Genomic DNA, 13,488 nt, shown 5'->3' on the forward strand with positions numbered 1-13,488 from the left:
CAGGCACAGGTGCGCCGTCGTGGGCTGAAACTGCGTAAGTGCCATCGACAATGACATTCCAATATGAAGCAGGCAAAACTCCTGATCTCCTTTGGCAGCAGCTAAGTTCCATTCTGTTTCAGTTGTTGCTAACCTGCAGTTAACCCCTGGATTGTAGTCAATATGCTATTGGCTTCTCGGGGGCGTCATGACTGTCATTGCATATCAACTTGTTATCGTGTTCACGCTGATCGGAGTTCGTCTGCTTCGTTCAAAATTATTTTTGGCCGCAGCCTGGGGTTGGACGGCCTTTTCTGTCATCAATCTTTTCTATCCACCATTGTTGTTCCTGCAGTTGGCTGTCGTTTGGGGAACGTATTTCCTACTGAGGCCCAGACATCAATTTACCTCGCCCTCATTGCTCGGCCCCAGCCAACCGCGAGAGCTTGTGTCAGATACCACGCACGCGAATTTGCAAGCGGGCAAACAGGATTTGGAAGAGGAGGCGCGCGCGGATGAGGGCTTCGTCGGAAACCTCAATTCACTTAATCGCGAACTTGAAAATATCCTCGAGGCAACCAGACTCTCAAACCGGAAGCTAAATATCTGTTCTCCGATCAAAGTGCAGACGAGGGTAATCGAAACAAAGTTTAACCTTGCAGACTTGCCTACAGATCCAAAGGCCAAGAAACGCGCACTGTCTCCGGACATACTCGAGGAACTTAGGTCGCGAATGGCGCGTCAAGCTGAGGCGGAACGCAATGAAAATCCTGAGGACGACAAGTCTACCGGTAGTTTGCTCAAAATCAACCGCGACCGCCGCGAAGCGCTCTCTCAGGCTGATGCGTATGACGCGGAGACGAAGCGGGCACTCACAGACGCATTCTATGCCGAAGTCGAAAACCAAGCCAAAAGTTTCAGGGAAATGGCGAGAAGGCTAGAAGCTGATCAGGATCTTTTGTCCCGATTCGCTGACTTGATGGCCTCCACAAAGGGCGGTGCCGAGCTGTTTCTTTCCATCGTGGCCAGTATTAAGAAACCGAAGGCTCTAGAATCGGACATCACAGCCGCTCAAGATAAAATGTTAAGCGATACTTTAACTAGAGCAATTCTGGAAGATGTTAATGCATATCTGAAAGGACCTGAAAGTAAAGAGTCTATCGCTGATAGCTCCGGACTACCGCCGCCGGTAATGCAAGAAGAAGGCCCCGCTTTCATCGAAGAGCCCTTTTCGCATGATCTGCGCCACCCCTTCGACACCTTTCTCGAGGGTGACGATCGCGAACACAACCATGCCGATTTCTGGATCGGGCGTGAACGAGAGGATATTGAGGAAACCGCTCTGGAGCTGGACATCCCGTTTCTCGTGCATTTCACGCGGTGCGCGAATTTGCCCTCTATCATGAAATACGGATTGATCCCGGTGTCGACTGGCCGCCAATCGAGGATACGCCAGGAGGTGAATGACCATAACCGCTGGGACAGACACCGCAACGCAACGTCCCTTTCTATTGGTTTTCCCAATTACCAGATGTTCTATAAATATCGCCAGCTCAACCCGGATATCGATTGGGCTATCTTGTTGCTGAGACCCAGAATTTTGTGGCAGAGGGACTGTGCATTCTGCCGACACAATGCTGCTGATCGCCGTATTCGCAATTCAGATATCGGCGATCTCAAGAGTGCTGCCGCATTCAGGGGGATGTTCAATGAGGACGATACGCTCTCGGCTCGCTCGGTCGAACGCCTTGAGCGCTACGATCCGACTGACCCACAGGCAGAAGTGCTTGTCTTCGGTGCTATACCGCCGCGAGAGATAACCGGAGTGGTGTTCGAAAGTGATGAAACCGCGCAGCGCCACAGTCAGGCTATTGGCAAAAAGGAGCGGATCGTTTCTAGACGCCAGTCCTTCTTCTCTGTCAAAGGTGGTAACCTGTTTGAATCACGCAGGTTCGCTCGAAAACACGGAAAATAACAATGGCCGCACGACCAATTTTCATTCCGGTGACTGACGGCAAAGTCTATGTAAAAACCCAGTTCGTCACCTTCAAATGGTTTGCGGGGATGTCCGCAGCCCAGAAAAAAAAGTCAGTCGCTTCACTGCACGAAGCCAGCCTGCAATCGGTTGGGGTCAATTCGGTGTTGGAAATATCGAGCAAATCCGAAGAGAGCCTCGGCATCGCGCTCAGCGCGTTCAATTTGAAGTTAAATCACCCGCAAACTGGGAACCCACTGCCTCTCGAATGCGCATTTCAGGGCAGCAAGGTTTTTGAAGAGGGCGGCCCCTATACGGATCTGTTCAATATGTCGCCGCGCGAAGCCAAGCGGGACCCGCGCTTGCAGTCTTCTGGTCGATTGGTGGCTTTTCGTTTCGACGGTGAAGACTGGCCACTGGAGCCACAGACTGGCTTTTACGATTGGCTTTATATCAATGCTCTTATTCGCCAGCCTCAATTGGCTGAACGTTTGTTGGACTATTCGGCCTTCACGGATATCGAGTTCAACCCCGACAAATCGATCAACTGCCAAGCCTATTCGGCGGCACTTTATGTATCGCTTTCGCTTCGCGGATTGCTTCGGCGGGCGGCCACAGACAAAAAGGCGTTCCTTGCTGTTCTTGATCAGGTCTTGGTATCGAATGCACGGCAAGACGATAGTGCGCAGGGCAGCCTGTTCTAAACGTTCCCCAAGACATGCGCTAATAACCGTGCCGGGATAATCCTTGGCTCCCCACCACCGGCATCCTACGCGTGATCCCAGGTAAACAGTCCGGAGATCACGATAGCGACGATACGCAAGCTCAGAGGACGTTGGCAGGCACAGGTGCGCCGTCACTGCTGCCTTTGACTATAATGCGTCAGACTTCCGCTAAACAAGCAATGTAAGCGCGACCAGGATCAGCACCGCGAAGCCGGTGAAGAAGGCGAGAGCCCAGTTGCCGAAGCGGTTTCTCAAAGGGGTGGGCTGATAGCACCGTGAGCAAATTTTGCGACCAAAGCGCAGGTGATGACTACAGTATTTGCAGTGATAGATTCGCATGCTTTTTGTCCACGGCACAGCCGTCCTTTCGTTGGGAGGTGTTTGAAGATTGGTTTTAACTGGCTTTCACAGAAGAAACCGAGGAGACTTTTCCAGGAAGTCTGCCACTCTCTCGCAGGGCATCGGTCGCCCGAAAAAATAGCCCTGGGCGAATCGACAGCCCATCTTTTTCAGGGCGACGGCCTGTTCTTCCGTTTCCACACCCTCAACCGTGACATCCAACCCAAACCCGCGTCCAATGGTCAGGATCGCTTCGACGATCGCCTTGTTGCCGTTGTCTTTCTGGAGTTCCCCGACGAAGCTCTTGTCGATCTTGATGTTATCGATCTGAAACTTGCCCAGGTGGGCCAGCGACGCGTGGCCGGTGCCGAAATCGTCGAGCGCTACGCGTATCCCGGCCTCGCGCAAGGTCCTGATCTTGCGGATGGAGGCAGCTTCATTGCGACCCAGCAGGACATCCTCGGTCACCTCGATCTCGATCTGGTCTGCCGGCACATCGTAATAGCGAAGCGCATTGATGGCCCCCTCGGCAATTTTAGGATGGCCGAATGCAACATTCGAGAGATTGAACGCGATGACGCCAATATCGAAACCCTGGCTGCCGAGGAAACGGACGTCACGCAATACTCTTTTGAACAAATAGCTGGTCAATCGAAGACTGAGTCTTTGATCTTCAAAGCATGCCCAGAAAGCCGCCGGCGCAAGTATGCCTCGGGAAGGGTGATGCCAGCGCGCGAGAACCTCGAAGCCGATAACCTGCCCGGTCGTGAGGTCGATCTTGGGCTGATAAAACGGCATCACCGCGCCGTATCGCAGCGCCGTTTCCATCTCTTCGATGACGCGCGAACGGTCCCTGATAATCTGGCCCATGCTATCTTTGTATAGCCTGACCTGGTTTCGCCCGTGCTTCTTGGCTTCGAAGAGGGCTATATCGGCGGCCTTCATCAGGTCCTTGCGGGCTTGCGCATGTTGCGGGTAGACGGCCAGTCCAACGCAGGACTTAATCCCCAGGGCATGTCCGTCATGGTTGATCTGCCGGCTTGTGATCCGTGCAATTTTTTTGGCAAGTTCCAGGCCGTTGGCCTGATCATATCCGTATGCCGCGACAGCGAACTCATCACCGCTCAGTCGTGCCGGCGTGACGGTCGGCCCCGCCAGTTTCCTGAGCCGTTCCGCGATTTCCTGCAGGAAAGCGTCTCCGGCATCATGACCGAACGTGTCATTGATGTCCTTGAAGAAGTTGAAATCGATAATGCAGACGCTCACGCTTTTCTCGTCCCGCGCGGCCTTTTCGATCATGTTGTCGAGGTGTTCGCCGAACGAGAGGCGATTGGGCAGTCCGGTCAACATGTCGCTGTGAGCGAGCTGGTATATCCGGGCTTTGTCGTTCTTGTGTTCGGTAATGTCGAAACTGATGCCGACAAGGCGATATCTGGAAACCTTCTGGACCCGTGTTGCCAGCCAGATTTCATCGCCTTCCGGCGTTATGCACCGGAACTCGACCTCTTCAGGCGCGGCTGACCGTCCGAGATTCTCGCGAATATGCCGGTCGTCCGGATGTATTCTCAGCAACACTTCGGCCAGCGGGCCGGACCCCACGCCGATGAAATCTTCGGAATTTTCCGAGCGCGTGACGTAACCTGTTCTGAGGTCCTGTTCCCAGGCCACCATTCTCCCGGCTTGAAGAGCAAGCTTCAGCCAATGCTGACGATTGGCGCTGTGTGTCCAACGAACAGATTCTGTCGGTAAGGCCTTGTCTTTGTTCACGATAGAAGCCTCCCCAACTGAAACATGAACGGAATTTTAAAACGATTCGTAGTGTATGAGGATTGGTAAGCGCAAGCGAAAACTGCATCGGTAAGATGTCATGCAAGAGCAATGTTTAAGGCCACCGCCTTACATGTTTTCGGGCATCGGCAAAACAGAGCCCACCGAGACTGCGCTTTGTCGTGCTCCCTGTGACCGCCTCGTCTTGTGCCGGGATAATCCTTGGCTCCCCACCACCGGCATCCTACGCGTTATCTCAAATGAATAGCCAGGAGATCACGATGGCGACAATACGCAAGCTCAGAGGACGCTGGCAGGCACAGGTGCGCCGTCGCGGTTTGAAGCCACGCTGCAAGTCTTTCGACAGCAAGGCAGAGGCCGAGAAGTGGGCGCGTGATCTGGAGGCGCAGGTCGACAGGTTCGGTGCTGCACCGGATACGCGCCTTCTTGAAGTGACAACGCTCGGCAATCTGCTTGAGCGCTATCAGCGTGAAGTGTCGCCAACCAAGCGCGGTGCCGTGCAAGAAATCCAGCGCATCGATGTGCTGCGCCGCCATGACCTCGCCTACCGGACGCTCATAGGGCTGTCGCAGCAGGATATCGCCTCGTTCCGTGATGAGCGGCTTGCGAGCGTCGCGCCATCCACTGTCGTGCGGGAGCTGGCGATCGTCAGCCATGTTATTGAGGTCGCCATCCGCGACTGGGGCTACCCGCTGAGCCGCAACGTGGTGAAGCTGGTGCGTCGTCCAGTGATCCGCAACGAACGCAGCCGACGGCTGAAGCGGGATGAAGAGCAGCGACTGCTGGCTGGCTGCGATGCCGGTCAGATCCCATTCTTCAAGACGCTGATCATTGTCGCCATCGAGACCGGGATGCGCCGTGGCGAACTGCTGGGGCTTCAGTGGGACGACATTTCGCATAATCGCCGGGTGATCACGCTGCACATGACCAAGAACGGCTCCGGACGCGAGGTGTCTCTGTCGCAACGCGCCTTCGACGCGCTCACGACCTGGAAGGCGGAATGTCCCGTAGATCAGTCTGCCGTGTTTCCCACGACGCCCGGCGCACTGGAACAAGCTTGGCGTCGGCTTCTGAAGCGCACAGGTATCGACGGGCTGCGGTTCCATGATCTCCGCCACGAGGGCGTCAGCCGGTTGTTCGAGCGTGGATTGAACATGATCGAGGTATCGAGCATTTCCGGTCACAAAGAGCTTCGCATGCTCAAGCGCTACACCCATCTGAGCGCCGACGACTTGGTCAGCCGTCTCGGGTGACGGCGAAGAGAGAGCAAGCTTTACATGCGCGGCCGAATAAGCGCTCCTGTGTCAAGGTTCGGCCAGAAACAGCGCCCAATAGTTGTGTTCGGACGGGCTCATGTAAACGTGCATGCCACTAAATAGCATACCTAAGGTAGAATACCTTAACACAAGCTTTCCATTATCTTTACATATTCAGCCGAAAACGCGTTTTTTTGCTCTCGATGTAAAGCTTCGCCTGCATTTTTGGGTTGTGTTGACCTGGGTGCGTCGCGAACTTCCCGGACGATGAGCTTCATGTTGGTGGAACTCGGTTTTATTCCGTAGATTGATCTATGTTAGCGCAAAGGGTGACGCCTCAAGTCCTTTTGCGCCAAAGGCGGAAATGTTTTCACGTCGAGATTTGGAAAGCATTGCTGTGGTCAATCAGCAAACCATCGCCTTTGTATTCTGCAAGCCGGAGGATGCTGCGGAGCTTCGTAAGCGGTGCGTTGCGAATAGCTCCAGAGAACGCCGACGCTTCGGTTCTGGCGCGCCGACCTTCTGTTGTCTCTTGCTCGGTGCCGAGAACCCTCCTCAATGGAATAGATTGATCTATCGTTAGCGACACTCCGGCGAATATCGAAGTCCTAGAGATTTTCAAGCGTGCTGATGGGGATGGTTTCATTCCCGGCAAGAGACGCAGCTTCAATCCTCCTATATCAGGAAATCGGCACAGGCGCTCGTTGGCTGGAGACGCTGCTGCTGCAGGACAAACACACGAAGCTTTTCGTGGTGCTTACCAGCGTGCAACCTCATGCGAGCCACGTAGACGCGTCCCGGCTGAGAGAGAGCCGGAATATAATCATCCGGCCTAGAAGGCGGGGCTATGACCAAAAGTTTTCTGGCGGGTCTCTGAGAGATACTCACGAGGTGTGGTGGGGAAGGGGTTTTACGCCGAGCCTACCGTTCTGAGAGCTTGATACAGGTGCTATCTGGCTTGTTTCGCAGGCCCTAAAACGCGTGCACAGACAGGCAACCTTGAGCGACCACCGAAAATGTATCGGGAGTTCCGCGGTGGTTATGGGAGCACTAATCACAATCGACAGCGTCATCAATTTCGTTCAAATACAGATGCACTCGCCTTCGGCTCCCTGCGCGGCCCTTCGGGCCTTACCGTCTCGCTCCGCGAGCCGTCCATGTTCTCTCTGTATCTATTGATACTAAAGTCAAATCCTATAAAAAGCAAAATCAAACTGTGGAAATAGGACTTTTCCCCCACCACGACAGCAGCATACAAGAACCAACGAAATAACGGTTGGGAGCTGCGTTCGCGGCGGGGATTTCTGCGTATAACAGGTGGTGAAGAGTTCCGGCTAGTTAGGCCCGCTAGGTGGCTTCCATTTACCTAGCAGCACTCCGATATCCTGCCCTTGCGGGCAAAGCGGTTATGATCCGAAGATCAATCGCCACGCTCGACTTTCCTTCAATCAGAACGTGGCCGGACGTTGTGGGTGACACATTGCGTCCGTCTTTTACGGCATCCATTTTCACGGTGGTCCGTGCGGCGATAACCTGGCCAGAGCGTCCAGCGGCTAGCCGGGGAGCTGTTGGCCCGATCTTCCGATCGTCTCTGGCTGACTGATGGTGCCGGTCTGAGTCCCGGTGTCACCCTTTCGCTTATTGCCAGTATGCTGCTCTTGGACCTAACAACGTTCCGAGAGGGGCCGCGAAAAGATTGACAGGATAGGAAAATAAACCTATAACTAGTCCATCGTCTTCCCACGGCGATTTTGCATTCCCCGGCGTCTAAACAGCGCCGGGGTTTGCATATCTGTTATAGCAGAGAATCAAGGTAAGTTGAAGTTTACTTTTTGTGGGCGGTCGAAGTTTCTTGTCTCAGCAATCGAGAGAGCGTGCGCGGATGGACCTGGTATTCACCCGCCACCTCGGCGATGGTTCGGTTGGCCGCAACTGCTGCTCGGGCCTCTCTCAGCTGATCGGCGCTCAGCGCGGGCCTTCTGCCGATGCGGCTGCCTCTGGCGCGGGCGGCGTCCATCCCTGCCTTCGTGCGCTCGCTCACCAGTGACCGCTCGAACTCAGCCATGGACGCAAGCAGGTGGAAGAGCAGTCGTCCGCCGGACGTGCTGGTGTCGATGCTCTCGCTCAGGGACCGGAATTCGACGCCGCGCTCATCCAGGTCTCGCACAAGCCGGATTAATTCGAACAGCGAGCGCCCGAGGCGATCCAGCCGCCACACGGTCAGCCGGTCGCCGGGTCGCAGCCTCTTCAGCAACTTGGTCAGTCCCGGGCGAGCGAAATCAGCACCAGAGACACCCTGGTCGGTGAATACCGTTCGGCATCCGGCCGTTGCCAGGGCCGTCCGCTGCAGATCGAGATTCTGCTCTGTCGTGCTGACCCGCGCATATCCGAAATCGCTCATCGCCACCCTCAAGACCTTCTGCGGAAAACTAGTTGTGCGGCGTCGATTTTACCCGGTAAGGGATTGATTTATAGGAACCTTTTTGTGCGCTTGTGGATTATCTGTGAGCCGAGAAAGCCGATTGAAGGAATTCAACAGGTTAGCGAGGCGGCGATTGAAGCGCGACCTTGATCGCAAAACGGTTCCCTTTTGTGCGCTCTTACGCAACGGAACTCACCGCATGAAATCGCTATATTCGATCGTCTTCAGCCTTTGCCTTGCAACGCCTGCCATCGCCAATGATCAACTCAACAGTGACGTGAAGAGGATGGCTGGTTTTGCCGGCGATCTCAGAGTGCTCTCAGAAAATTGCGGGGTCTTCGTTGACCCGCTGAACGGCGTGCATATCGCCGAAGCGCTTATCTCCGTGCCCAACATCGACATGGAAGCGGTCCTGGCATTGATTGACGACGAATATGAGAAGTCAGCCCACTACACCGGTTCCGTCTGCTACCCTGAAGATGGCGAGCGGATCGAGCAGTTGAAACGTCTCTACAGTTCCGAACTGAACGCTTTGAAACAGTCAGTGGCCCGGGGCGACTATGAGTGAACCGGCAGGCTTCAGACGGAGCTGTTTGCCACCAGCCACTTTTCGAGCTTGGCCAACAAGTCGGGTTGCAGCTGCGTGTTGCGCTGAAGAGCCATGCCCAAGGAGGCGTTGAGCTTTGAAAAGCCCATCTCGAACATCACGTCGCCCATTTTGAGGTGACGTTTCGCCATGATTTCTTTGATCCGCTTGATAGCCTCTGCGGTGAGGTGTCGGTCGCTGGTTGCCAGGGTGCGACTGCCGGGCACTTTCTTCGTGGGCGCGGCGCGCGCCACCAGCGCGCCTTCAGCGATCAACCAGTTCAGGAATTCGCGTTTTTCGACGCCGCTGGCCTTGGTCCACGCATTCTTCAATTCGTGAAGCCGTGTCCTTGTCTGCTTGATGCCTGCGGCGACCGAGGCCTCAGTCACCGTGCGATATTTGCCTGCCTTGAAATCGCTATAGATAGCCGGAAATTCGCGTTTCAGGCGTTCCTCGTAATATGCGCCGTTGCGCACCTGCTTTTTCGCCATGCCATAATCCGATGAATGGTTCGCGCCAAATCGCTCAGGTGAGTCACAGGCGCGTTTGGCATGGTGGTTGCTGTAATGCAACGCTCAGCGCTGCCGTGCCAGCCAGCGTGCTTCTGTGAGTCAATGGTGACGCTTTGGGCGCACAGCGCGAGCACCGTTCCTCAGTCCGTCTTATCGGGGACGATCTTTTCCCAGCCCAGCATGTGCTCGTTCGTATCGAGCCATGCCTTGCGTTCTTTCCAGTCGGGCAGGATGCGGCCGACGAGGTCCCAGAATTCCGATTCGTGGTTACGGTGCTTAAGGTGGCACATTTCGTGAACGACGGCGTATTCGAGAACCGGTTTTGGCGCGTAGATGAGGTGCCAGTTAAGATTGATCTGCCTGTCTTGCCCGCAGCTGCCCCACATGTGTTTCTGGTCTTTGATGACGATGCCGCGCGGCTTCAGGCCATGACGATCGCCGTGACGACGCGCGAACTCATGGGCATCATCACGGATGCGCCGTCTCAGCCACAGCCGCAGGGCGCTTTCGATGAGACTGTCGGCTGACGCTGGAGCAAGATCGCGCGGCGTCTGGATGCGGAAGCCGTTGCGGAAGCTGATTTCAACGAGCGCGCCATCGAACGGCTCGACGTGAAGTTTTGTCATGCGCCCGCGATAAGGCACCTTGGCTCCGGTCACGAACTGATAGACGCGGGGTTGCGCCCTGGCGCGCACCTCCATGTGCTGCAAGGTTTCGATGATCCAGCCACGGCGGCGCTCCAGCACCGCGTTGATCTGTGCATCGGTGGCACTCTCGGGAACGAGCAACTCGAAAGCTTGCGGCGTGACGCTCAGATTTGCCTTGCTGGCTCGGGCAGAGCGCCGCACCGTATATTCTATCTCGCGCTCGCCGATGCGGAAAACCGGCATCTCAGCGTCCCGCGAAATGCTTGAGCGCGTAGGTCTCGACCTCATCAGGCACTTCGCGGAATTTCGAAAGTCCGGCCTCATGGGCCATGAGACGCACTTGCTGGCGGAGATTCTTGCGCAGACCGTCTTTTTCCCACCAGCCGGCGGGTGCGGAAGCGGGGTCGGTATAGAGCTCTTCGAGCCTGACGGCGAGTTGCGCACCCTTCGAGCCCGCCTCGAAGCCATTGAGGATATGCAAAATGCCGTAGGCATCGGCGGATAGACCGGTGTCCACATGCGCCTCGTCCTCGTCGGCAATCTCCTTTGCCATTTCTTCTGCGGCCTTCAGCTTGTCGGCCCAGCTTAGCTGCGCATTGTCCAGTTTCTGCAGCAACTGACGAAGACGCTCGGAGAACTTGCCATATTGATGAGGATTGTCATCGATCCGCTCGGTGACGGTCTTGCGCAGCTCCGTGGTCTTGCGGATGGCCGCCGTCATCAGCTCCTCGTCCGTCTTGTCAGCCGGATCGAACTCCTCCCAGAACTCCGGATCGGTAATGTAGCGCAGCTTGACGGTGACGCTAAGACCGGTCGCCTCCAGGTGCTGCTCCAGCATCTCGCGGATTTTCTCGCTGTAGTTCATCTGGTCGAAGGCCTGGCGTTTTTCGAAGTGCTGGGTGCCATAGCGCAGGAAATTGGCGATCCACTTCAGGTCGGAGGTAAATTCCAGAACGCTCGGGTCCGGGCTCAGCGTCTCATAAAGCGCGATGAAGCTGCGCGCCTTGGCCTTGAAGTCGAACCACTTGTCCTCACTGCCGAGGAGTTTCACGAAGGCATCATATTCCGCCTTCAATCCGTCCTGGTCGTTCGCCTTGCGCTTCAGGGGCTTCATCAGCGCGGCGACAGCCGCATGCGCGGCCCGCAGCTGGTTGCGAAGATCGTCCAGGTCGCGCATGGCGTTCTTCACGTCATCGGCGCGGTAGGAGGACAGAGCGGCCTCCAGATGACCGGAAACACCGATATAGTCGACAATCAGCCCGTTGCGTTTCCTCGCGTCGGAGACGCGGTTGGTGCGGGCGATGGCCTGCAGCAGACCATGCTCCTTCAGCGGCTTGTCGAGATACATCACGCTTTCAATGGGGCAATCGAAGCCGGTCAGAAGCTTGTCGCAAACGATCAGAAACTGCGGGTCCTCGCCCTTGCGACCGAAGGCCTTCTTCGTCAGCTTCTCGGCCTCGGCATCCAGATAATGCGCTTTGAGCGCGGTGCGGATCGCCTGCTTATGGGCATCCTCACTCGGCTTGCCGTCTTCCTGATTGATCGAGTAGACGCAAGCCGCCATGGCATCGGCCCGGGTCTGTGCTTCCGCAATTTCCAAGCCCTCGGCCTGAAGATCCTCAGCGATGACCTTCGTCAGCGCTTGCTTGTAGAGGATCACCGCCTCGCGATCGATAGCGACGATCTGCGCCTTGAACCCGTCCGGACGGGCGTATTGCTTGAAATGCGTCCAGATATCATAGGCGATCAGCTCGATCCGGCGTGGGTGTTTGACCAGATCCTCGATCTGCACGCCGCGCGTCTTAATCTCGTTCAGCTTGTCGTCATCCAGTTCGGCAAACCAGGTGTCGAACAGGATATCGATCTTCGCCTCGTCGATATGCCAGTCGGTCTTGCGGCCGGTATAGTAGATCGGCACGGTCGCGCCATCGGCCACGGCGTCGTCGATGCCGTATTTGTCGAGATAGCCTTCGCCCGGCACGCCAAAATTCTCGTAGGTGTTCTTGTCGTCCTTCTTCACCGGCGTGCCGGTAAAGCCGAAGAAGCGTGCGTTGGGGAGCGTCGCGCGCAGATAAGCGCCGAGATCCTTCTCCTGGGTGCGGTGGGCCTCATCCACCATCACGATCCAGTTTTCCGAATTGGCGATCGCCTGCTTCGAGCCCTGGAACTTGAACATGGTGGAGAGCGCGGTGTGTCCGTCCTTGCCGCTGCGGATCAGCGCGTGCAAATCCTTGATGCTTTCGATTGCCGTCGGGTTCGGCAGGCCGCAGGCAACAAAGGTGCCGCTGATCTGGCTGTGCAGGTCGACGCGATCGGTCAACACCAGAATGTTCGGATTGGTGAGCGCCTCGGATTGGATCGTCCTGTGCGTCTTCAGCTTCAGCGCGGCAAACACCATGGTCAGCGATTTGCCGCTGCCCTGGGTGTGCCAGATCAGCCCCTGCCGATGCTTGCCCTCAATGACGCGGTCAACGATGCGGTTGACGGCGCGGAACTGCTGGTAGCGGCAGATTTTCTTGATCGTCCCGGTCTCGGTCTTTTCGAACACGACATAATGGGCGATCAGGTCCAGCAGGCGGCGCGGCTCCAGCAGGCACCAGAGACCCTTGGCAAGCGGATCGGGAAAATCGGCGTCCGTCTTCGGCCACGGATCGCGCCATGCGCCGAAATATTTCGAGCCGGAGCCGGTCGCGCCGTAGAGCACCAGCGCCCCGTCGGTGACGATGTTGAAGACATTGGAGAAGAACAGGCGCGGAATGTCCCGCTCATATTGCCTGATCTGCTCGAAGGCCTCGCCGGTCTTGTCCTTCACATTCAGCGGACTTTTCGCCTCGATCACGACCAGCGGAATGCCGTTCACATAGACCACGACATCAGGCTTGCGCGTGTTCTCCGCCTTCACCCTGAGCTGATGCGTCACGGAAAACCGGTTGTTGTCGGGGGCGAGAAAATCGATCACCCGCAGCGTCTGCCGCGTCACCTGGCCGGTCACCTTGCGGGCATAATCGCCGCGCAACACCTTCAGCCAGGCCTCATTGTCGCTGATCGCCGCAAGCTCGCCATAGGCGGCCTCGGCAGACGCCCGGTCGATCCCGTTGATGCGCATCAGCGCCTCGATCAGGTGCGGGCGAAACAGAACCTGGTTGTCGCCCTCGCGCAAGGTGGCGTGCTCTGTCGGTGCCACAAAGCCATAGCCCATGTCCTGGAGATGTTCGATTGTGGGGCGCTCGGCAAAATGCCATTCGGGGCCGTGGCTCAT

At 56.4% G+C, this 13,488-nt stretch carries 9 protein-coding genes; 4 read left to right on the top strand and 5 right to left on the bottom strand.

Annotated features, from left to right (window positions below; all coding sequences use genetic code 11):
• The first annotated feature begins 187 nt into the window (after positions 1-187).
• Together GGR30_RS14310 and GGR30_RS14315 are read left to right on the top strand one after the other, a co-directional pair.
• The gene (locus GGR30_RS14310) at positions 188-1,954 is read left to right on the top strand and encodes a DarT ssDNA thymidine ADP-ribosyltransferase family protein (protein WP_183487432.1); all 1,767 of its coding nucleotides are present in this window, start codon (positions 188-190) and stop codon (positions 1,952-1,954) included.
• Between the two features lie 2 nt (positions 1,955-1,956).
• On the top strand, positions 1,957-2,658 hold the full coding sequence (locus GGR30_RS14315; protein ID WP_183487434.1) for a DarT1-associated NADAR antitoxin family protein: 702 nt from the start codon (positions 1,957-1,959) through the stop codon (positions 2,656-2,658).
• A gap of 426 nt (positions 2,659-3,084) precedes the next feature.
• On the opposite strand, the gene GGR30_RS14320 is transcribed toward GGR30_RS14315, so the two are convergent.
• Positions 3,085-4,785: an EAL domain-containing protein gene (locus GGR30_RS14320; RefSeq protein WP_183487436.1), complete on the bottom strand. Its 1,701-nt coding sequence runs from the start codon at positions 4,783-4,785 to the stop codon at positions 3,085-3,087.
• 281 nt (positions 4,786-5,066) lie between these two features.
• Between GGR30_RS14320 and GGR30_RS14325 the strand changes: the two genes are divergently transcribed.
• Positions 5,067-6,059, top strand: coding sequence for a tyrosine-type recombinase/integrase (locus GGR30_RS14325; RefSeq protein WP_183487439.1), 993 nt, complete (start codon positions 5,067-5,069; stop codon positions 6,057-6,059).
• Between the two features lie 1,828 nt (positions 6,060-7,887).
• Here GGR30_RS14325 and GGR30_RS14330 read toward each other — a convergent pair.
• The gene (locus GGR30_RS14330; protein WP_183487441.1) at positions 7,888-8,463 is read right to left on the bottom strand and encodes a recombinase family protein; all 576 of its coding nucleotides are present in this window, start codon (positions 8,461-8,463) and stop codon (positions 7,888-7,890) included.
• A gap of 121 nt (positions 8,464-8,584) precedes the next feature.
• Here GGR30_RS14330 and GGR30_RS14335 point away from each other — a divergent pair, with 121 nt between their 5' ends.
• On the top strand, positions 8,585-9,052 hold the full coding sequence (locus GGR30_RS14335) for a hypothetical protein (RefSeq protein WP_183487443.1): 468 nt from the start codon (positions 8,585-8,587) through the stop codon (positions 9,050-9,052).
• 11 nt (positions 9,053-9,063) lie between these two features.
• On the opposite strand, the gene GGR30_RS14340 is transcribed toward GGR30_RS14335, so the two are convergent.
• From GGR30_RS14340 to GGR30_RS14350, 3 genes are all read right to left on the bottom strand, one after another.
• On the bottom strand, positions 9,064-9,561 hold the full coding sequence (locus GGR30_RS14340; protein ID WP_183487445.1) for a hypothetical protein: 498 nt from the start codon (positions 9,559-9,561) through the stop codon (positions 9,064-9,066).
• Positions 9,562-9,722: 161 nt separating this feature from the next.
• Entirely contained in the window at positions 9,723-10,472 is a 750-nt protein-coding gene (locus GGR30_RS14345; RefSeq protein WP_183487447.1) for a M48 family metallopeptidase, read from the bottom strand.
• A gap of 1 nt (position 10,473) precedes the next feature.
• Positions 10,474-13,488 carry a type I restriction endonuclease subunit R gene (locus tag GGR30_RS14350; RefSeq protein ID WP_183487449.1) on the bottom strand — a complete coding sequence of 1,005 codons (3,015 nt, stop codon included), beginning with the start codon at positions 13,486-13,488 and terminating at the stop codon, positions 10,474-10,476.

Source organism: Martelella radicis (assembly GCF_014196625.1).
Lineage (GTDB): Bacteria > Pseudomonadota > Alphaproteobacteria > Rhizobiales > Rhizobiaceae > Martelella > Martelella radicis.